Raw genomic sequence first — 20,360 nt, forward strand, 5'->3', positions numbered from 1 at the left:
GAATAAATGGTAGTGCAGGCAGCAGCGAATACAGCGTCAACATCACAGTGGAACATTCATCCGTCTCAACAGACTGTTGAAGATCCACTGCTGGATTGTTTAATCTTACTGACTGAACACTTCGGTAACCCGTGTTCGGGTGAAGCGTTGACGGCTGGTCTATCTATATCGGGGGCACATCTTTCACCTGAATTGGTGCCTCAAGCTGCATCCCGAGCAGGATTAAGTGCAAAATTAAGTCAAAAAGGCCTGAATGAATTACCACGCATGTTATTGCCGTGTATTTTATTGTTAAAAGATCAACAGGCTTGTGTGTTACAAGAATTGGATTTTGCTGCTGATAAAGCGGTTATTTCCATGCCGGAAACAGGCGGTGAAGTATTACTGACTATCGTTGAATTAGAAGCCATTTATGTGGGTTATCTGTTCTTAGTTAAGCAGCAATACCACGGCGATCGTGAATTTGATGTGCATTTACATGACACTAAAAAACACTGGTTATGGCAAACTGTAAAGTCTTCGAACTCTATTTATCGTGATGTTATTATCGCTTCGGTCTTAGTCAATTTATTTGCTTTAGTATCACCGCTATTTGTGATGAACGTGTATGATAAGGTCGTGCCTAACTTAGCGTTTGAATCGCTTTGGGTATTAGCTATTGGCGCAACTGTGGCTTATATTTTTGACTTCATCATGAAGCAATTACGTGGCTACCTTATCGATGTCGCGGGTAAAAAAGTTGATTTAGAAACGTCTGCGAAACTATTTGCTAAAGTGATTGGCATGCCATTAGAAAAACGCGCATCGAGTGTGGGTGGTATGGCTAAACAACTCAGCGAGTTTGATAGTGTGAGGGAGTTTTTATCTTCCGCGACAATAACCGCCTTAGTTGATTTACCTTTTGCTATCTTATTCATGGTGATTATCTGGCTCGTTGCCGGAGATTTAGCCATGTTTTCGGTTATCGCTACCTTACTGATAATCGGGTATACCTTAATGATACAACCGCGTTTACGTCATGCGATTGAAGAAGGTAATAAATTCTCTAGCCTACGGCATGGTCATTTAGTCGAAAGCCTCTCGGTACTTGAGTTGATTAAAGCTAACGGTGCTGAAGGTGTGGTACAACAAAGCTGGCAACAAATGCTTGGGCACATTTCTACTTGGCAGCTGAAAGCGAAAGTGATCACTAACTCTGTGGCCAATGTGGCTAGCTTGATTGTACAAGTATCTGTTATTGGTGTGGTCGTGTTAGGGGTGTATCGCGTTGCTGAAAACGAGATATCGATGGGGGCAATCATTGCCGCTGTAATGTTGTCGAGTCGTGCAATTTCACCTATGGCTAAGATTGCCTCACTCATGACTCGTTCTAATCAAACTATCAGTGCGATGCGCCAACTCGATGCAATAATGGAACAAGTTGATGAGTTTGAAGATAAAGCACACCTGCCAAGTCGCAATAAACTCGAAGGTAGAATAGGCTTAGAGCAACTTGGTTTTAGCTATCCAGACATTGATAAACCGAGCTTATACCCTCTGTCTTTACAAATTAAACCTGGTGAGAAAGTCGCGATCATTGGACGTAATGGTTCAGGGAAAAGTACCTTAGCTAAATTATTACTAGGTTTATACCAACCAACAACAGGTAGTTTGCAGTTTGATGGCATGAGTCAACAGCAGATACACCCGAGTGATCTACGTCGTAACTTCGGCTATTTACCGCAAGATATCACCTTGTTCCACGGTACGATTAAAGAAAATATTTTGTTTGGTGCGAAACAAATCACTGAATATCAATTGATCCGAGCAGTGCAGTTCTCTGGTGTGAATATGTTTACCGATCTTGACTCTCAAGGTCTGGATCAACAAGTCGGTGAAGGCGGTAAAGCGCTATCTCGTGGTCAGCGTCAGTCTATTGCTTTGGCGCGAGCAATCTTAAATGACCCACAGATTCTGTTATTAGATGAACCGACAGCCAGCCTTGATGCACGCTCTGAGAAGCAATTTATTAACTCAATGCAACTCATTGCTAAAGATCGTACACTATTGTTGATTACACATAAAATGCATTTATTACAATTGGTTGACCGAATAATTGTATTAGATAAAGGTCGCTTAGTCGCAGATGGTCCAAAAGCACTCATTCTTGAAAAGCTTAAAAGTGGTGCTTTAGTTCCAGGAGCAACACAATGAAAATAAGCAAACAAGATCTTGAAATGGCGGATGACGTTTATGGTGCGCTGTTAACGCAAAGCCCGCGTATTCATCGATTAACTATATGGGCAGTCACCGCTTTTGTATTTAGCTTTATCATTTGGGCTTATTTTGCCAAGTTAGATCGTGTTACCACTGGCATGGGAAAGGTGGTTCCTTCTTCTCAAATCCAAATAATCCAGAGTTTGGATGGTGGTATTTTACAAGAGTTATATGTACAAGAAGGTGCATTAGTGACGAATAACCAAGCTTTAGCGCGTATCGATGATACCCGTTTTAGAGCAGATCTAGCGCAGCAACGTCAGGAAGTTGATAGTTTACGTGCTGACATTATTCGATTGCGTAGCGAATTGAGCAGTATTTTGGTAGCCGATGTGCCGAATTGGAAATTACAAATTAAGATAACGAAAACGGCACTTTTTTTCCCTGATGATTTACAGCAAAACTTACCCTATTTAGTGACGCGCCAACAAGATGAGTATCGTGCTCGATTAGATAGTTTAACTAACTTAGTGGCGATCCAAGGGCAGCAGATACAGCAGCGCGTGGAAGAAAAGCAAGAATTAAAATCAAAAATTAAAACCCTTGAAATAAGCTATAAACTTGCTGCCCGTGAATTAGAGCTAACGCGACCATTAGCGAAAAAATTTATTATTTCAGAAGTTGAGCTGCTTAAGTTAGAGCGCAGTGTTAATAGTATTAAAGGGGAATTGAATTCGATTAAGTTGATGGTACCAAAGTTAAAATCAGAGATGGCTGAAGCGGTATTAAAACGACGTGAGGCGGTACTCAATTATCGCGCGGATGCCAGAGCACAACTCAATGAATTACAAAGTAAGTTTTCTCGCATAACAGAAGCTAAAGTCGGGGCGGAAGATAAGGTTAATAAAGCCCTGATTGTCTCACCTGTTGTTGGCACGATTAAAACAATCCATATTAGGACTCTAGGTGGTGTGGTTCAGCCTGGTCAGGCTTTGCTAGAGATAGTACCAACAGAGGATAAGTTATTAATTGAAGCTAAAATTAAGCCTAAAGATATAGCCTTTGTGCATTTAGGTTTAACTGCTGTTGTCAAAATAACGGCTTATGATTTCACTCGATATGGCGGTTTGAAAGGTGTTGTTGAGCATATAAGTGCTGATACGACCCAAGATGAAGACGGTAATAGCTTTTATATCATTCGCGTTAGAACCGATATTTCAGATATTCAGGGCAATAATGAGATGCCCATTATTCCAGGCATGATGACGTCTGTTGATGTCATTATCGGTAAACGAACTGTACTTGAGTACATACTAAATCCAGTGTTGAGGGCCAAAGCGATGGCTCTCAGGGAGCTTTAAATTGCACATGAACACATATTATAAGGACAAAAAAATGCCAATTAGTGACGCTTTATGTCAGCCTAAATTGTTAACTAAAGGGTCTCTTTATCAAGCGCTATTGTGCTCAGTGATTGGCTGGTCTGCAACTGTTAATGCACAGTCTGTAGAGGAAGCGGTAGCGATGACGTTAAGCACTCATCCAGATATTCGCATTGCTTTTACTAAATTTAAAGTGCGCGAAGAGCAAGTCCAGCAAGCTGAAGCGGGCTATTTACCTAACATTAATGTAACAGCTGGTTATGGGTATGAATATACCAATAGTCCTGGGACACGAGCCACAGCTGATGAAACAGCGGATCTCAACCGCGGTGAATTTGGTGTTAGTCTTAAACAAAGTTTATTTAGTGGTTTTCAAACCAGCAGTGATGTTAGTCGTACAAGTTATGCGACTAGCGCAGAGCAATGGCGTTTATTTAGTACTGCTGAAGATGTCGCATTGGATGTCACTAAAGTGTATACCAACTTGCTAAAGAGTCAGCGCATTTTAGAGTTGTCAGAGCGTAACTTATCGACGCATAAAACTATTTTTGGTCAAATCGAAGAACGGACAAGTTCGGGGTTGGGCAGTATTGCTGATTTATCACAAATCACAGGCCGATTGGCGCGTGCACAATCCAATGTTATTTCAGCAAAGAATAATTATTTAGATAACCAAGCACAATTCATTCGGGTGACAGACCAGCAACCAGATAATTTAGTCATTCCTATTCCTGATGTAGAGCTGTTACCTGTCAATCGTGAAACGGGTTTACGCGATGCGCTTGTTAACCACCCAGTGGTTAAATCATCGAATAATGATATTACCTCTGCGCGCTATCAGCATGATGCTGCTAAATCGAATTATTATCCGAAAGTAACATTCGAAGTTGATGCTAATTTTAATAATGATCTGGATGGTGTGGATGGTAATGGCGTCGGTGGTCATAGTAATGATGTTACTGCTATGGTGCGCTTGTCTTATAATTTGTATACAGGTGGTCGAGACAAAGCGTTAGCGAAAGAAACGGCATATCAGATCACAGAAGCGAGTGAGATTAATCGTAGTGTGCATCGTCAAATCACGGAAGGGTTTACGTTAGCTTGGAATGCGCATGAGCTATTAGGCTTGCAGATGCAGTACATTAAAGAGCATGTTATAGCCTCGAAAGACTCGCAAGCGGCTTATGAACAACAGTTTAAACTGGGACAGCGTAGTCTTCTTGATCTGCTTGATACCGAAAATGAATTATTTGAAGCGCGAAAAGAATTTGTTGATGCTGAGTTTGATGAAATTGTTACTCAATATCGTTTATTAAATGCCACTGGCCAACTATTAGATTCGTTAAGAGTGACCCGACCTGCTGTGTGGCAAGGTGAAAATCAATACGCAGGAGGCGTTGAGTAATGAAATTATTAAGCATTTTTATAATGAGTTTTCTGCTGCTAGGTTGTGAAACTATCGCAGAATTACAAGCGACTGCAGCTGCGCCATCAACGCCAACTGAAACGATCGCGATGCCAGAGCTACAGTTGCAAGAAAATGATCTCAGTGATGATGATGCTGACGGGGTTATTACTTATCGTGAGCAGTGCTTAAACTCCGTACTCGGTTCACAAGTCAATAATAGCGGTTGTGGTGGTGATACTGTTAATACTGTCAGGCAAGAATTAAAGGTTAATTTTGGTAATAACTCAGCGGTTATTGCAGCGCGATATTTTAGTGATATTAAAGAACTTGCTGATTTTATGTCTCGTTATCCAGACCTGGATGTGATTATTGAAGGTCATTCGAGCAAGCAAGGTAGTGCAGCATTAAATATGGATTTATCACAGCGTCGAGCGCAAGCTGTGATGGATTTGTTGGTGAATCGATTTGGCGTATCAACGTCACGGGTATCGGCGATTGGTTATGGTTTTGAACGTTTACTTGATGAAGGCAATAGTAAATCTGCACATAAACGTAATCGCCGCATTGTGGCGGAATTAAGCGGTGAAAACTTAACTCAAGATATGAAATGGACTATTTACAGTGTTGATAAAACACTTTAATTGTGAGTGTTATTAGTTTCGTTTTCCATGGGATGGATGTATCCGATTCGTTAAGTTAACAGCTCTGCTGATGTTATTTCTGGTTTTCGGTTTACCAGCGAAATCAGTGCCTAAACTGAATAATCAAAAAATTGTGGCTGCGCTGACTGATAATTATGGTCAACGAGCCGGGCTACGAGGTCGTGCTTGGTTAACGATTATGGCAGACGCGAGTGATGCGTCTAACGCTGATAAACTGGCTCAGGTAAATGGTTTTTTTAATCAACTACGGTTTATTGATGATATTAAACTGTGGGGGGTTGAAAACTATTGGGCAACGCCAATCGAATTTATTGGGGTGAACGGTGGTGATTGTGAAGATTTTGCAATTGCTAAATATTTTAGTTTGTTAGAGCTCGGGATCGCGGACGAAAAAATGCGTATTACTATGGTTAAGTCCTTAACGCTAAATCAGTATCATATGGTCGTTGCCTATTATCCAACACCTGGCTCAGTACCACTGATTTTGGATAATATTGATGGCGAGATAAAACCTGCGGATCAGCGTAATGATTTGCTGCCGGTATACAGTTTTAACGGTAAGCAATTATGGCTAAACAAAGAAAAAGGCCAAGGTGTTTTGGCCGGTAAATCACAACGTTTAAAACGTTGGAGTAATTTAAATCAGCGTATGGGCTTGCTAAACCTTAAGCAAGCAAAGCTGAGTTTGGAGTAATGGAATGACCTTGTTTAAACAGATCTACTCGTTGTTATTTGGCCTTTTTGTATTAGTGATGGCAAGCTTAGCTTACTTTCAGTTTACTGAAACTCGTCACTTTATGGCCAATCAAATGGAGTCAGAGCTGAATAATGCCAGTACATCGTTAAGTTTGATGCTAAAACCACATTTACAAACAGGTGATATGGTTGCCGCAGAAACCTTAGTTAACGTGATCTTTGAAGGCGGATTTTACCGTAAAGTCAGCTTGACTTGGTTAGCTGATCAGCAGGTTCAAGAGTGGGAAAACCCTGTCTTAGTCGAAGGGGTACCGCAATGGTTTATTGATTTGGATTTGTTTACCAGCCAAAGCAGTGAGACGGTCATTACATCGGGATGGCTACAGCTTGCCAACTTGAAGATTGAAGCACACCCTGGTTTAGGCTACCGTGAGTTATGGCGAGTGATGAATAATACCTTGTTAGTTATATCGGTTTTATTTTTAATGTCTATTTTGGTATTACATTTTAGATTGAAGGCATTATTAACACCACTAAACGACATTGCTATTCATGCAAGTGAGATAGCACAGCGGGTATTTAACCCTGATATGGCATTGCCAAAAACAGCGGAATTGAAAACCGTTGTTAAGGCGATCAACTCGATGTCAGGACAGCTTAAGCAAGTGTTTAATACCTTAGATAATGAAGTGGATAGTTTACGTCGTGATAACTTGATTGATGGCGTGTCTAATTTACCTAATCGCCAATATCTTACTGGGCAAATAACGAGTTGGTTAACGGAGCCCGGTTATGGTGGCCTGTTATTAGTTAAAATGGATTGGCTGGAAGAGATCTACAGCAAATACGGTTATCAAGTGCGTGATGAAACAATCCGCGTATTGGCGCTACGAATGCAAGAGCAGTTACCGCCAATAGCTGAAAGCGTGATTGCCCGTATTGCTAACACTGAGTTTGCTTTATTAATCACGAAGGGCGAACGTCAGAATATTAATTTATACTTACAATCCTTGATCAGGTTGATTAATCAAGAGATGTCAAAAGCAGGTTGTGCTCCAAATCGCGGCTTTGCCATTGGTGTGACAGAACGTACTCTTGATATGAAAACCAGCGAATTATTATCACAAGCTGATAACGCTTTACAGCAGGCCGTTTCGTCTAATATAGCCAGTAGTTGGTTTGATAGTCGAAGCCAGCAAGAGTTTAATCGAGAACAATGGCGCGAACGTTTAATGACGGCGATTAATCAAAACCAGTTCGTATTCCAGTGGCAATCCGTGTTCGATAGTGAGAGTCATGAGGTAATGCAGCGTGAACTCTATTGCCAATTGAACATTGATGGTAAGCAAGTGCGCGCAGGCCAATTTATGCCATATGTTGAATTGCTATCATTAGGTAGTCAGCTCGATCGTTGTTTATTAGAGTCGGTTGTTGAGCAAGGTCTTTTGGAGATTAACAGTGAACCTGTTGCGATAAATTTAACGCATGATAGTTTACAAGACCCTGACTTCCATACATGGTTAGCTACATTTTTGCAGAAAACGAAGTTTGCAGATAAAATTTATTTTGAAATACCAGAGTTCGGTGCGAATAATAATTTAGTTGAATGTACGCGGCTAGCTGACCTGATCCGTGCAGGGGGGGCGCAACTGGGAATTGACCATTGTGGTCGCCAGATGGGCTCATTAAGTTATCTACAGCAGTTAAAACCGCATTATGTAAAACTAGACCAATCGTTGGCCTTTTACAGTAATAACCAACAAAATAATGAGTTATGTCGCGCGTTAGTTAATATTGCTAAAGGGCTTAATATCGAAGTGATTATGACTGCGATTGAAGAGCAGCAGCAATTAGAGCAGATCCAATCATTACGAGCAACCGGATATCAAGGTTATATTTCTGCACCTGAAGATGTGATGAGTATGCATGATGTCGGGAGTATGAATTAATTAGAGTAGTATATAGCGCCGTAAAATAGACAAATAAAAATGCCAAAATATCATCGGTGATACTTTGGCGTTTTATTTAGAACAGCATTTTAATCAATTATATTTTTAAAATAGCTTTCTTCTTCAGGCTATATTCTTCTTCAGTGATAATGCCTTCTTTATAGAGCTTGTTTAGTGCGCGAATAGATTCAAAGCTGTTAATTAACTCTGCTTCTTCTGCTGCTTTTTCTGTACTGATGACTTTTGCTGTTTCTGCTGTGACTGTAATGTTGTCGATACTTGCGTATTCACCAACAGTAAAGCCAGTTTCATTTTTTAATGATTCATAACCTTTACCATCATATACAGTATCAATGTTATTGCCTTCAAAGCGAACATAGTAATGCGTTAGTTCGTTATTACTGCTTGATAAATATTTGAATATCGCTTTACCTGGAATACCAACTTCTGCAACCCAAGCATGCCATTTTATACCACCACCTAAACCTGCAACCGATGGTTGTGAACGATAAAATTTCATTGGTTCGCTAATAACATACTCTGCGACTTCAGGGTTATTCAACTCTTGGGCAAAATAATCTTTAATGGTTTGTTGGTAAGCTTGCGGTGCAGGACCAAATTCCGTGTCTGCATTTAGCTTTTCGATATTACCTGCACAGCCTGAGGCTAATACGGGTAACGCGATAACCAATAATAATTTACGCATTTTTTGGCTGATAATATTCATAACTATTCCCTGATGTCGAACAAATTGTATGGTCTACATTGTCTATTTAGTGCAATGTAAACAGATAGTTTATTGTGCTTCACCATACAGGAATGAGATAAGTTTTCAAATTTAAATCTACAACTCACTGACACACACTTACAATGTAAATAACACATCACTGCGAATGATGTATTTAGTACCACGATAAATTGGCTCTGAGCTATGGATACAATGCAACGGATGCATACCATGCGGAAAACATAAAATACTGCCTGCTGGTGTACGAATATCTACCTCTGTGATTTGATCACCACGACGAGCTGGTTGACTTGTATCATTAGCATTGACTAAGAATCGCGTTGCACCACCGTCAAAATCTTCAGAAAGTAAGATCAAAAAGGTCATTTGGCTATAGCGATCACCGTAAGAATCGGCAATTAATTTATGGTTAATTACACGACTACCAGGCCAAGAACCATCTGAATGAGGCTTAAAATAATCGCCTTTATTGTAACGATAGAATCGAAAGCGAGCGTTAATACCGACTGCAGCTTTACTATCGAAGATACCTTCATCATCAGTCATTAAATGTTTCACTCGGTTCCAAATGATGGCGTCAGTTTGCTTATCGACAACCCAAGTTAAACTATCGTTATGGCGCACATCACGGGGCAACGATACCGCGGCATCGGCTAAATACCCCATTGCTTCGCTAGTATTGATAAGTCGCTGGCATTCCTCTGGTGAGAAAACATTTAATAGCTGAAATGCGCCGGGTACTTGTGGTATGGCTTTTTTTGATACGTTACTGGTGGTTAACAGTGATAATGCCGCTAAATTTTCCTTGTTGTTAGCCCATGTAGGTAAGGCGGGGTGCTCTGCACCGGCTTCATAGGCGGCAACAAAAAAGTCACTCTTGTGAATGCCTGTATTAGTTGGTTTAAAACTCATTTTATCAATCCTTATTATTTACTGATAACGCGTACTTGGGCAAATTGACGATGACCTGCCGTAGTACCATGAAAACCAAAACCACTTTGTTTCGCGCCTACCCAAGGTGCTGCACCGCCACCGATGCCTTGATTAACACCAATCATGCCTGCCTCAAGTTGTTCTGCTACGGCTGCAGCTCCTTGGCCACCAAATACCACCGCGCCTAAACCATATGGACTATCATTAGCACGGCAGATCGCCTCATCAATGTGTTTAAAATGGCTGATCGCCACAACGGGACCAAAAGTTTCATCACGCTCTAGGAGCATATCTGTGGTCATGCCTGTGACGATTGTCGGCTGGATAAAAGGTAATGGGTAATCATCTCGGCCTAAGAGTAATTGCGCACCTTTTTGGGTAGCATCTTGTAATTGATTTAATACTTTTTGATGCTGTAGTGGATTAACGAGAGGGCCTATATTCACGCCTGGTTTATCCCAAGCACCCACCTGATATTGACGTGCTAGAGCGACGACTTTCCGTTCAAACTCTGCTGCTATACGGCTATCAACATAAACGCGCTCGGTTGATGTACACATCTGTCCGGCATTCTCAAAGGAGCTGGCCACCGCAAATTGTACTGCTGCATTTATGTCAGCACTTGCCATTACGATCATTGGGTCGTTACCACCAAGCTCCATCACCAAACGTTTCAATGCAGGTGCTGCACTGGCCATGATATGTTTCCCCGTTGCCATCGAACCGGTAAAGGCCACCATATGGATCGCGCTAGCCACTAATGCTTTACCTGTTTCACTATCGCCTTGAGCGAGCTGTAATAACCCCTTTGGTAGTATTTTATTTAGCGTATTAACAAACAACTCTGCCACTAAAGGTGTTTCTTCCGATGGCTTTAAGATCACGGCATTACCGGCCATTAATGCTGGCATTAATAGATTGTTTGCCATGGCTAAAGGATAATTCCAAGGTGCAATGACGGCAACAATACCTAGCGGTCGATATTGTAATTCGGTATTACGATCTAAACGTTCAGGTGCCAGCGCTTGGGCTATTTCATCAGTAAAATAAGCTGCACTTTGGATAGTACCGCCAGCTTCATAAGTTGCACGGCGATAGTCTTTGCCCATTTCTTGGCTGATTAATGTCGCCAACTGATCTTGCACTGGTGTTAGCTGTTGAAAAGCGCGGTTGAGCTGTTGCTGACGCATACCTAACGATAATGTTGCCCAGTCTCGTTGTGCTTGTTGAGCGGCACTGACGAGCATGGGTAATTGCGCTGCTGTGGTGATGTTCACTGTGCCGATAGCAGCGCGACTGATTGGTTCATAAGAAGTTAACGTTGGCATCTGATTAATTCCTGAATATACGTAAGTTTGTAAGGTGTTTATGTGTACTATTTTGATATACTAGGATATAAAAGCAACCAGTATACTTTTAGTAACCTAGGCGGGTGTCATGAAAAAAACAATAGAAACAATGGCTAACGGTCAAAAAAAAGTTATAAATGCATGTGCTGAGCCTTGTTCTGTTGAACGTGGTATGCGTATGTTGGGTGGAAAGTGGAAAGCATCAATACTCTGGCATCTACAAGATGGTCCTGTACGTTTTAACGATCTGTCTCGCATGCTAGGTGGTGCAAGCAAGAAAATGGTCGATCAGCGTTTAAAAGAGTTAGAAAGCCAAGGTTTGGTTATTCGTGAAGTCATTAGTGATAGACCTATTGCGGTCACCTATGAGATCACTGAATTTGGTCGTACCGCCTTGGATATTTTAAACCGCTTAAAGGATTGGTCAGAAGAACACGGCATATAAATATCAGTCTATTAACTGTTTATATTAACTGTGTATATTAGTTATGTAATGTTATATTATAACACTTAGTTTGATTTGCTATTTATTAGCTGTTTAGAGAGTTTAAATGAATTTTTATATAATATTAACAGGTGATTATTTCTATTTGTTGAGGAAATTCGCGTTGTTGTTGTTAGCTTTTACTAGCTTCAGCAGTGTGGCTCACCCGCATTCATGGGTAGATATGCAAACTGAAATTCAGGGGGACGGTAAGTATATTACTGGCTTTAAGATGTCGTGGGAGTTTGATGCTATGACCTCTGCTTACATGCTCGATGGTGAAGATTTATCTGTAGAAAATAAAGCACAAACATTACAAGATCTTGCTGACTCGATTATGCAGAATATGACCACCAATCATTATCTGACTTATTTTTACGAAGCGGGTATGCCAATTAAATACGCGCTAGCAGAAAAAGGATTGTTAGCGCAGGATAAACTGAAAGCGCGATTGGACTTTTACCTGCCACTTAAAAAGCCGTTAATGTTATCTGATAAAACACTCAAACTGCTCATTTATGATCCAAGTTATTACGTGGATATGAGTTGGCCTGCTAAAAATGGTATTCAGCTATCGCCGACATTGGCACAGTACTGTAAATTGTCAGTTATTGATGCTACACCTACATCTGAACAAATGGCGTATGTGATGTCCTTACCTGTCGATTCTTCGCGCGATGATGCGCTTGGGGAATTGTTTACTCAAACGGCGATAATTAATTGCCAGCCTTCGCAGATATGAATACAGGAGTAAATAATGGCATCGTTATCTTCTAATAGTCGGATGACTAAGGAACAGGTTATTAAATCGCACTTGGTTACTAAATTAAGCTTTATCATGATCATCGCCAGTATTGCTATTTTGGGCTACGGAATTTGGACTTTTTGGCCTACGCTAATGACGACTGGTATGCAGTGGCAAAAGCAGATAAATAGTGAGCTTAGTGAGTTGTTATATGCGGCTAAACATGAAGGCTTAATGGCGGGTATATCGCTTATGATCATGAGTTTTCTCTATGGCATTTTACATTCTGTAGGCCCCGGTCATGGTAAGTTGATCGTCACCACTTATATTGCAACACAAGATGCTAAGGTGAAGTTAAGCTTGATCATTACGCTAATATCTTCACTTATGCAGGCACTCGTTGCTGTGGTGCTGGTGTCGGTATTATTGATGTTGTTTGATGCATCGATGCGTGACATAAACCATAAAGCTGAGCTGCTTATTCCTTTAAGTTTCTATACGGCTATTTTATTAGGTGTAGTGATTATTTGGCGTAACCTGGTGTTGATGTACCGAGTCATGAAAGACAATAAAAAAGCATTACACAGTCGTGAGGTTGGCGTTATTCAGCGTTTAACACCATTATCGGATGCACATAGCAGTGTACGGACAAATGTGTATAAAACAGAATTTACGGCGTCAGCGTTAACCAACCATGTGCATGATGATAAGTGTGGTTGTGGGCATCAACACGTTGTGTCTTCAGCACAAATTAACGATGCTTCATCTATGAAAGAATATTTGGCTATCATCTTGAGTATTGGTATTCGTCCTTGTACTGGCGCTATTATGGTATTGTTATTTTCCAATATGCTTGATATTTATTGGCTTGGAATTGTTAGTGCGGTCGTGATGGCATTAGGTACGGCGCTAACAACATCGACGATTGCCATTATGACGATTACCGGTAAACAAGTGGTTAGACGTTATTTATCCGCAGGAAAGCAGCGTCAAGTATCGAATAATCAAGTGAGTTTCAGCAAATTTATTGTCCCGATTATAGGTGGTTTGGTACTGATATTACTTGGTGTATTATTACTTGAATCTCGACCTGTTGGTATGTCGCCGATGTTTTAGTAATAAGTGTTCTAGCAGTAAACCGTAATCATTAAAAAAGCCCGAAAACCTATTTTGCGACTGCCTATCAATACTGCAGTCACTGAGGTTTTCGGGCTTTTTTGTGTCTTGTTATTGTTACTCTACAGCGTTAGCTACTACTTTAAAGCGCTAACGATAGTATCTACGTTATGTTGCATCATCTTAAGGTAGGTTCCTGCTGGTTGGTCGGCAGAAGATAATGCATCAGAGTATAGCTTGCCACCTACTTTAGCGTCAGTTTCATGGCTAATCTGTTCTATTAGGCGATTATCAGCGATATTTTCCATGAATACAGCATTCACATTATCATGACGTATTTGTTTTATTAATTTAGCGACATCAGCAGCACTTGCTTCAGAGCCTGTACTTGTTCCTTGTGGCGATAAAAAGGTGACATTGAAATCTCGCGCGAAGTAACCAAAAGCATCATGGGGGGTGATCACCTTGCGTTGGGCTTCTGGTATTGTTGCTAGTTGAGCACCTAATGTTAATGCTAGTTGGTCTAACTCTTGAATATAGTCAGTCGCGTTTTGCTGATAATCAAGGCGGTTTTCTGGATCCACTTGAATCAGTCCCTTTGCGATGTTTCGTACATAGACTTTTACGTTTTTAATACTGTGCCAAGCATGCGGGTCTATATCACCGTGGTCATGATGTGCATGTTCGTCGTTGTGCTGTTCGTGATCATGGTCTTCATGTTTGTCGTTGTGCTGTTCGTGATCATGGTCTTCATGTTTGTCGTTGTGCTGTTCGTGATCATAGTCTTCATGTTTGTCGTTGTGCTGTTCGTGATCATGGTCTTCATGTTTGTCGTTGTGCTGTTCGTGATCATGGTCTTCATGTTTGTCGTTGTGCTGTTCATGACCATGGCTTTCATGTTCATCGTGATGTTGCTCATGTCCGCTGCCACCTTCTTTGTTACTGAGCTCATCGATGCCATTCGCAGCGACAACTTGTACGCCTCGGTAGTTGGCTGCTTCAATTAAACGCGGCATCCAACCTTCAAACTGTAATCCATTGATGACGACTAACTGTGCTTTGGCAATCGCTTTAGCATCTTGTGGCGTAGGGCTAAATACATGAGAGTCACCGTCAATGCCCACTAAATTGGTTACTTTGACATGTTCTTTACCTACTTCTGATACGAGATCGCCAAGAATAGAGAAACTACTAATCACCGCTATTTTTTGTTCAGCCATTACTGCTGAGCTAGCGCCTAAACCAAGTAGTATTATTGATGCTTTGAGGTTGTTTTTAAGCATGTGCTTGTCCTTTGTAAATTTTAATCGTTGAATAATTAAGATGAAGTCGCTAATTATTATTTTTAAAAAGTAATCCGCCTTGGCGGCCAAATATTAATGAAGTGATATAAAGCAGACCAAGCACTAACACAATGGCTGGGCTCGTTGCTAAGCTAGCGTGATAAGAAAGAAACAGGCCGAAGTAACCACTTAGCACGGCACTGATAAAGGCCACTGTCAACATGCCGCCTAAATGGTTTGACCAAAATCGGGCTATTGCAGCAGGTAGGATCATTAAGCCGACAGCCATCAAAGTACCTAACGCTTGAAAACCTGCGACCAGATTGAGTACGACGAGCAGTAAAAATCCATAATGGGCAATTGAGCTCAGTTTACTGATCGTTTTAAAGAAGTGTGGATCCACGCATTCTAAAACTAACGGTCGATAGAGTAGCGCGAGTGCGAATGTCGAAATAGTCGCAATAATGGTAATGAGTGTTAATGCATCGTTATTCAATGCGAGTGTTGAGCCAAATAGCACGTGTAATAAATCGACATTACTACCATTTGCGGAAATGATGAGTACGCCAACAGCCAGAGAGAGTAAATAAAATGCCGCTAAGCTTGAATCTTCCTCTGCTTTTGAGTGGCGAGCCACGATACCAGCTAATACCGCGACCACACAGCCTGCGATAATACCGCCAATGGTCATAGCTGTGACGGACAAACCTGAGATAAGAAAACCAATCGCTGCGCCAGGTAAAATGGCGTGCGCCATGGCATCACCCGTTAAACTCATTCGCCTAAGTGTTAAAAATACACCGACTGGCGTGGCGCTGATACTTAGCACAATAATGCCCCATAAGGCGCGTTGCATAAATACAAAATCAGCAAAAGGGGCGATAAATAATTCGTATAATTGGGCACTCATGATGCGCGTTTCTCTATGCTAGTCGCCGGGTTATTAAAGCTGTTATGCACAGCGCAATAAGCAAAATGTTGATAGCCTGCTTGCAGTAAATACTGTTGAGTTAATACGTCAGCTGTTTTACCTGCTGCAATTAAATTAGTTGCAACAAGCAGTGTGGTGGGAAAGTAGCGTTGTACTAAGGCAAGATCGTGGATCACCGCTATAACCGTTTTACCTTGTTGCTGACATTCTTGGACCACACGCATTAACAATTCTGTAGTCTGTGCATCAACGCCACCAAACGGTTCATCCAGTAATAGAATTTCGGCGTTTTGTAATAGCATGCGTGCAAACAACATGCGTTGAAATTGTCCGCCTGATAGCTGACTAATTTGACGTCCAGCCATGTCTTCAAGATCTACTTTTGCTAATGCTTGCTTTAATAAGTGCTGTTCGTGTTTGCTAAAGACACGCCAAAAACTGGTTCGCTGCCAAGCGCCAGCTGATACAAATTCAGTCACAGTGATCGGAAACGTATGATCTATCTGGCTGCTTTGTGGTAAGTAAGCAATATTCTTTAAACTTAAATCACCTAGGTCGATAGAACCTGATTTGATGGTGATTTGTTGCATGATGCTTTTTAATAAGGTTGATTTACCGGCGCCATTGGGACCGACAATAGCGACGAGATCACCATCATCTAAGGTTGTTGATATGTTGCTAAGCGCGATGTTATTTTGATAATAAACACTTAAGCTTTTAATTTTAATCATTATTTATTATCCAACAAGGTAAGGTAATACAGTCCAAAGCATGACTATGATGACAAGGGAAATACCAAAGCGTGCAAATACACTGGTTAATAACAGGGATGCAGTTGTGGATGATTGATTGTGCGGCATTTTATTTTTCTTTATTGTTGATTATATCACTTTAGTTTTTGGATGTTATAACATAACAATAAGGTGTGGCAAGTGTTATGTTATAGTATAACAAAACTTGTTGTTTTCGTAACAGTGAATACAACAAAGCCCCTGTCGCTAAGTACTTGGGGCTTTGTTGTGTAACTGGCGTTAGCTATGCGTTATGCAGTATTAATGATCACATCGAACACGATCAAAGATATCGACAGCGTTTTGCCATACATCTGAGCATGTGTTCTCACTACCTAGTTGTAGGAGGTGTGGTAATAATGCATCTGCAAATTCTTCGCTTGATTCTTTTGGTAATAAAGTTGGTAGATGGTCAATTGCTTGCACATACACTGGATAATGCTCACTATATTTAGCCTGCACAAATGGCTGCGTCATATTTGTGATCGCATCATAAACTGGCAGTGGGTTATTAGCACTGTTTGGATCGCAGCTCACGTCACTGATAATACGAAGTTTATTATTACCAGCTAACAATGACTGGTCAATCATAGGTGGTATATCGCCTTTCAAATAGACACTATTAATAAACACATCTTGTGACAAAATAGCGGTGATAGGCTTTGGTGAAGTGTCATATTCTTGCTTATCCCACAGCGTCAGTTTATTAATACCCACTGCTTTAAGTAAGTCTGTTGCGCCAGTACCACAGCGACCAAGAGCACCCATGACCATCACATTTAGATCATTGATGTTCTCACCAAGTTGAGATTGAATTGTGGCAATAAAGCTTTCTTTATTTGCAAACGGAGTGATGGTCGGAAAAGCAACTTGTTGCTGTTGATAATGGCCAAAACCAAGCAGGCCTAAACCAGCGCCAACAAATCCAGCCCAATAACCAAATGCGGCCACACGGCGGTTATCGGCATCGGTTAAAAATTCAATATCAAAAATACGACCGCCGCCATTATTGAAACGCGCTAATATTTGCGTCGCTTCATCTTGTCCTTTAAAAGCATGTGCGAAATATATATGATCGTGGAAAATCGGTGCATCACTCACTGGTAATTCTTTTAGTCCTAAAATCAACGTATCTGTTGGCATTTCTTGCCAAGGTATAGTCGTTATCTCAACCCCAAGGTCACGGTAGTCTTGATCGCTAAAAGTACGTGTTGTAGACGTTTCTACCAGCACGCTAATATCTGCGTCCATTAATACTTTTGCGCCTTGTGGTGTTAGTGGTGAGCGGCATTCACCTTTTTTAGTTTCACTTCTAAGATAAATTGTTTTCATGAGTTAATTTGCCTTGTTGAGATTTAGAATAAAGGAAATAAAAGCTACCCATTGCGCTAGCCATAATTAATACCGTTAAATTAGAACCCGTTATCGAAGCAAGAATAAAACCGATAAAGGTAAAAAAGGCGGTAGTCATGGCATAAGGCATTTGAGTCTCGACATGATTGATGTGATTAACACCGGATGACATTGATGATAGTACGGTCGTATCAGAAATTGGTGAGCAGTGGTCACCAAATAATCCTCCACTAAGAGCCGCGGCAAAACACAATATAATGCTGGCATCAAGACTGTAAGCTATCGGTGCTACAATTGGGATCAGCAACGCAAATGTACCCCATGAAGAACCGGTAGCAATGGATAAGAATGCGCCAATAATAAAGATGGTGCTAGCAAGTAACCAAATTGGAAAGTTGAGTTGCTGTAACATGGTCGCAATGACTGCACCTGTATCTAATGCTTTTAGAATATCGCTAAGGGTCCAAGCGAGCAGTAAAATACACAAAATACTGGTGATCTTTCCCATACCTTGGAAAAACGAATCCGCAGAAGCACTCATTTTTCGGATCCCAAAGCGGCTCAATGCCAGGATTGTGATCACCGAGGCAACTGAATAAGAAACGGCTAATGCAGTTCTAATCTCTGAGCCGACTAATTTAGCTTCGGCTGAACCTGATACACCTCGGGTAAAGTAAAAAAACAAAGCCGCCATACATAGTGCTAGTGAAGAAAGTGCTAACGCGACTGTTTTGGCGCCATATTGTTGTACAGCATTCATGTCTATTAATGGATTTACACTATCGTTTGTAGTGATATCAGATTCTGCAAGGTATTCACTTTTACCCGTTTCACAATCTTGTTGCGCTTGTTTCATCTTACCGAGGTTAACGCCAAATACGATAATAAAAAATAAACCGATAAGTGTTAGCAGGGGGTATAGTTGAAATAGCCAAACTTCTTTAAACAACGCCAATCCATCTTTTTCTAAACCGACATTTGTATATGCTTTTTCCATGAGTCCCATGGAGTAAACGCCCCAACTTATCACAGGTATTAATACACATACTGGTGAAGACGTTGAGTCAATAATTAGTGCTATTTTTTCACGGCATATCTTCATTTTGTCGTATAAGGGACGATAGATAGGACCTAGAATAAGTGAGTTACCTGAATCGGTAAAAAAGATAGCAATACCTGATAACCAAGTCCCTGTTTTTAATTTGGCAGGCGTGCTGACATAACGCGTGATTGATTGTGAAAACGCCGTCATTGCTTTAGATGATTCAAGTAAATAAATGAAGCCAGATATAATCGTAATAACAATAATGATTTGAGCATTACTGCCTTTTAATTGATTGAAAATACCATCTTTATAGACGGCTATTACCGATTCTATTGGGGCATAATCATGTAGGATGAAGCTGCCAAGCAGTACAGCACAAAATAGCGATAAAATAACCCTTCGAGTGGTAAATGCCAAGAAGAGAGCGAGTAAAGAAGGGGATAGTGGTAATAAGTAATCCATGACTAACATATCCATGAGTAAACGAAATATCATATTTAACTTTAGAGATTGGGTCAATGATAAAACGCTAATAAATGGTTTTTTATGCTTTTATTTTGGTTATTTATTCAATTGTTAAAGGTGGTTAAAATATAATAAATTTTAACCACCTTGATAAGGCTACCGCTTTCACTAAGTGCTGTACTAAGTGTTGTCGTATTTTGCTTCAATGTCACCAGCAGTTAATAAACAAGGGTGAGAGTGCAGTTGTTCATTGTAACGAGCAAGGTTAGGAAAGTTATTGAGTACATTATTGTTTGCTAAGATCTCAACAATAAATGACATCATAATATCGGCACCGCTTAGTTGCTCTGCTACTAAATACGTTTTACCTGCGAGTGACGCATCAAAATAACTGATTACTTTCGCTATTTCAGCATCCGCGTAAGCTGCCATAAAGTTGGTTTTACAACCGTCTTTGTCGACAAACATTTTTAATAGCAGCGGTAAAATAGCCGAGCTTTCAGCGAAATGTAGCCACTGTGAATAGGCTATGTATTCTTGCGTTTCAGGTTTTGGTGCAAGGCTATCTGCGGCATATTTGTTGATCAAGTATTCTGTAATTGCGCCTGATTCGGCAATCACTAAACCATCATCTTCAATAACAGGTGATTTACCCAAAGGATGAATTGCTTTTAATTCTGCTGGCGCTAAGAATGTTTGGCTATCACGTTGGTAAGCAATAACATTGTAATCAACGTTTAGCTCTTCTAATAACCAGATGATACGTTTAGAACGAGACTTATTTAAATGGTGTAATGTGATCATGTTCGTTTCCTATATAACTG

Annotated in this window: 19 protein-coding genes; 9 read left to right on the top strand and 10 right to left on the bottom strand. The window is 40.7% G+C overall.

All coding sequences use genetic code 11. The annotated features are described in order from the left end of the window. Nucleotides 1–6 precede the first annotated feature (6 nt). From FR932_RS02715 to FR932_RS02740, 6 genes are all read left to right on the top strand, one after another. Complete coding sequence (locus tag FR932_RS02715) at nucleotides 7–2,193, top strand: type I secretion system permease/ATPase (RefSeq protein ID WP_019443251.1); 2,187 nt, start codon at nucleotides 7–9, stop codon at nucleotides 2,191–2,193. Further along, nucleotides 2,190–3,557, top strand: a complete 1,368-nt coding sequence (locus FR932_RS02720; RefSeq protein ID WP_019443252.1) for an HlyD family type I secretion periplasmic adaptor subunit — start codon at nucleotides 2,190–2,192, stop codon at nucleotides 3,555–3,557. Before FR932_RS02715 ends, FR932_RS02720 begins: the two co-directional genes overlap by 4 nt. 34 nt (nucleotides 3,558–3,591) lie before the next feature. Beyond that, entirely contained in the window at nucleotides 3,592–4,983 is a 1,392-nt protein-coding gene (locus FR932_RS02725; RefSeq protein ID WP_019443253.1) for a TolC family outer membrane protein, read from the top strand. Next, nucleotides 4,983–5,627, top strand: a complete 645-nt coding sequence (locus FR932_RS02730; protein ID WP_019443254.1) for an OmpA family protein — start codon at nucleotides 4,983–4,985, stop codon at nucleotides 5,625–5,627. Before FR932_RS02725 ends, FR932_RS02730 begins: the two co-directional genes overlap by 1 nt. A gap of 70 nt (nucleotides 5,628–5,697) precedes the next feature. Then, nucleotides 5,698–6,342 (top strand): transglutaminase-like cysteine peptidase, encoded by a 645-nt coding sequence (locus tag FR932_RS02735; protein WP_151676822.1) that lies wholly within the window; start codon nucleotides 5,698–5,700, stop codon nucleotides 6,340–6,342. Nucleotides 6,343–6,346: 4 nt separating this feature from the next. Continuing rightward, nucleotides 6,347–8,293, top strand: coding sequence for a bifunctional diguanylate cyclase/phosphodiesterase (locus FR932_RS02740; RefSeq protein WP_019443020.1), 1,947 nt, complete (start codon nucleotides 6,347–6,349; stop codon nucleotides 8,291–8,293). 97 nt (nucleotides 8,294–8,390) lie between these two features. Here the strand turns inward: FR932_RS02740 and FR932_RS02745 are convergent, their stop codons facing one another. The 3 genes from FR932_RS02745 to FR932_RS02755 form a co-directional block, all read right to left on the bottom strand. Then, the gene (locus tag FR932_RS02745; protein WP_019443021.1) at nucleotides 8,391–9,020 is read right to left on the bottom strand and encodes an SHOCT domain-containing protein; all 630 of its coding nucleotides are present in this window, start codon (nucleotides 9,018–9,020) and stop codon (nucleotides 8,391–8,393) included. 138 nt (nucleotides 9,021–9,158) lie between these two features. Beyond that, on the bottom strand, nucleotides 9,159–9,953 hold the full coding sequence (locus tag FR932_RS02750; protein WP_019443022.1) for a prolyl hydroxylase family protein: 795 nt from the start codon (nucleotides 9,951–9,953) through the stop codon (nucleotides 9,159–9,161). A gap of 14 nt (nucleotides 9,954–9,967) precedes the next feature. Beyond that, nucleotides 9,968–11,302 (bottom strand): aldehyde dehydrogenase family protein, encoded by a 1,335-nt coding sequence (locus FR932_RS02755; RefSeq protein ID WP_019443023.1) that lies wholly within the window; start codon nucleotides 11,300–11,302, stop codon nucleotides 9,968–9,970. A gap of 109 nt (nucleotides 11,303–11,411) precedes the next feature. Here FR932_RS02755 and FR932_RS02760 point away from each other — a divergent pair, with 109 nt between their 5' ends. The 3 genes from FR932_RS02760 (at nucleotide 11,412) to FR932_RS02770 (ending at nucleotide 13,668) form a co-directional block, all read left to right on the top strand. After that, entirely contained in the window at nucleotides 11,412–11,768 is a 357-nt protein-coding gene (locus FR932_RS02760; RefSeq protein WP_019443024.1) for a winged helix-turn-helix transcriptional regulator, read from the top strand. A 106-nt stretch (nucleotides 11,769–11,874) separates the two neighbouring features. After that, the gene (locus tag FR932_RS02765; RefSeq protein ID WP_019628951.1) at nucleotides 11,875–12,549 is read left to right on the top strand and encodes a DUF1007 family protein; all 675 of its coding nucleotides are present in this window, start codon (nucleotides 11,875–11,877) and stop codon (nucleotides 12,547–12,549) included. A 15-nt stretch (nucleotides 12,550–12,564) separates the two neighbouring features. Next, nucleotides 12,565–13,668 (top strand): nickel/cobalt transporter, encoded by a 1,104-nt coding sequence (locus tag FR932_RS02770; protein ID WP_019443026.1) that lies wholly within the window; start codon nucleotides 12,565–12,567, stop codon nucleotides 13,666–13,668. Between the two features lie 137 nt (nucleotides 13,669–13,805). Here the strand turns inward: FR932_RS02770 and FR932_RS02775 are convergent, their stop codons facing one another. The 7 genes from FR932_RS02775 to FR932_RS02800 form a co-directional block, all read right to left on the bottom strand. After that, nucleotides 13,806–14,951, bottom strand: coding sequence for a metal ABC transporter solute-binding protein, Zn/Mn family (locus FR932_RS02775; RefSeq protein WP_151676823.1), 1,146 nt, complete (start codon nucleotides 14,949–14,951; stop codon nucleotides 13,806–13,808). A gap of 49 nt (nucleotides 14,952–15,000) precedes the next feature. Continuing rightward, nucleotides 15,001–15,861, bottom strand: a complete 861-nt coding sequence (locus tag FR932_RS02780) for a metal ABC transporter permease (protein ID WP_019443027.1) — start codon at nucleotides 15,859–15,861, stop codon at nucleotides 15,001–15,003. Beyond that, nucleotides 15,858–16,613 carry a metal ABC transporter ATP-binding protein gene (locus FR932_RS02785; RefSeq protein WP_019443028.1) on the bottom strand — a complete coding sequence of 252 codons (756 nt, stop codon included), beginning with the start codon at nucleotides 16,611–16,613 and terminating at the stop codon, nucleotides 15,858–15,860. The genes FR932_RS02780 and FR932_RS02785 overlap by 4 nt, the downstream gene beginning before the upstream one ends. Nucleotides 16,614–16,619: 6 nt before the next feature. Then, entirely contained in the window at nucleotides 16,620–16,742 is a 123-nt protein-coding gene (locus FR932_RS21775; RefSeq protein ID WP_276269655.1) for a hypothetical protein, read from the bottom strand. Nucleotides 16,743–16,934: 192 nt separating this feature from the next. After that, a complete protein-coding gene (locus tag FR932_RS02790; protein WP_019443029.1) occupies nucleotides 16,935–18,005 on the bottom strand; it encodes a Rossmann-fold NAD(P)-binding domain-containing protein in 1,071 nt (356 codons plus the stop codon). Beyond that, nucleotides 17,986–19,566, bottom strand: a complete 1,581-nt coding sequence (locus FR932_RS02795; RefSeq protein ID WP_240532438.1) for a Na+/H+ antiporter NhaC family protein — start codon at nucleotides 19,564–19,566, stop codon at nucleotides 17,986–17,988. The genes FR932_RS02790 and FR932_RS02795 overlap by 20 nt, the downstream gene beginning before the upstream one ends. 150 nt (nucleotides 19,567–19,716) lie before the next feature. Beyond that, entirely contained in the window at nucleotides 19,717–20,340 is a 624-nt protein-coding gene (locus FR932_RS02800) for a glutathione S-transferase family protein (RefSeq protein ID WP_019443031.1), read from the bottom strand. Between the last annotated feature and the right edge of the window lie 20 nt (nucleotides 20,341–20,360).

The sequence above is a fragment of the Moritella marina ATCC 15381 genome (genome assembly GCF_008931805.1).
GTDB classification, from domain to species: Bacteria; Pseudomonadota; Gammaproteobacteria; order Enterobacterales; family Moritellaceae; genus Moritella; species Moritella marina.

Coding starts and splice junctions, on each gene's coding strand:
- FR932_RS02760 (WP_019443024.1), top strand. CDS start 11,412: ATGAAAAAAACAATAGAAACAATGGCTAACGGTCAAAAAAAAGTTATA.
- FR932_RS02725 (WP_019443253.1), top strand. CDS start 3,592: ATGCCAATTAGTGACGCTTTATGTCAGCCTAAATTGTTAACTAAAGGG.
- FR932_RS21775 (WP_276269655.1), bottom strand. CDS start 16,742: ATGCCGCACAATCAATCATCCACAACTGCATCCCTGTTATTAACCAGT.
- FR932_RS02745 (WP_019443021.1), bottom strand. CDS start 9,020: ATGAATATTATCAGCCAAAAAATGCGTAAATTATTATTGGTTATCGCG.
- FR932_RS02775 (WP_151676823.1), bottom strand. CDS start 14,951: ATGCTTAAAAACAACCTCAAAGCATCAATAATACTACTTGGTTTAGGC.
- FR932_RS02765 (WP_019628951.1), top strand. CDS start 11,875: ATGAATTTTTATATAATATTAACAGGTGATTATTTCTATTTGTTGAGG.
- FR932_RS02795 (WP_240532438.1), bottom strand. CDS start 19,566: ATGATATTTCGTTTACTCATGGATATGTTAGTCATGGATTACTTATTA.
- FR932_RS02770 (WP_019443026.1), top strand. CDS start 12,565: ATGGCATCGTTATCTTCTAATAGTCGGATGACTAAGGAACAGGTTATT.
- FR932_RS02735 (WP_151676822.1), top strand. CDS start 5,698: ATGTTATTTCTGGTTTTCGGTTTACCAGCGAAATCAGTGCCTAAACTG.
- FR932_RS02755 (WP_019443023.1), bottom strand. CDS start 11,302: ATGCCAACGTTAACTTCTTATGAACCAATCAGTCGCGCTGCTATCGGC.
- FR932_RS02785 (WP_019443028.1), bottom strand. CDS start 16,613: ATGATTAAAATTAAAAGCTTAAGTGTTTATTATCAAAATAACATCGCG.
- FR932_RS02800 (WP_019443031.1), bottom strand. CDS start 20,340: ATGATCACATTACACCATTTAAATAAGTCTCGTTCTAAACGTATCATC.
- FR932_RS02730 (WP_019443254.1), top strand. CDS start 4,983: ATGAAATTATTAAGCATTTTTATAATGAGTTTTCTGCTGCTAGGTTGT.
- FR932_RS02740 (WP_019443020.1), top strand. CDS start 6,347: ATGACCTTGTTTAAACAGATCTACTCGTTGTTATTTGGCCTTTTTGTA.
- FR932_RS02750 (WP_019443022.1), bottom strand. CDS start 9,953: ATGAGTTTTAAACCAACTAATACAGGCATTCACAAGAGTGACTTTTTT.
- FR932_RS02715 (WP_019443251.1), top strand. CDS start 7: ATGGTAGTGCAGGCAGCAGCGAATACAGCGTCAACATCACAGTGGAAC.
- FR932_RS02790 (WP_019443029.1), bottom strand. CDS start 18,005: ATGAAAACAATTTATCTTAGAAGTGAAACTAAAAAAGGTGAATGCCGC.
- FR932_RS02780 (WP_019443027.1), bottom strand. CDS start 15,861: ATGAGTGCCCAATTATACGAATTATTTATCGCCCCTTTTGCTGATTTT.
- FR932_RS02720 (WP_019443252.1), top strand. CDS start 2,190: ATGAAAATAAGCAAACAAGATCTTGAAATGGCGGATGACGTTTATGGT.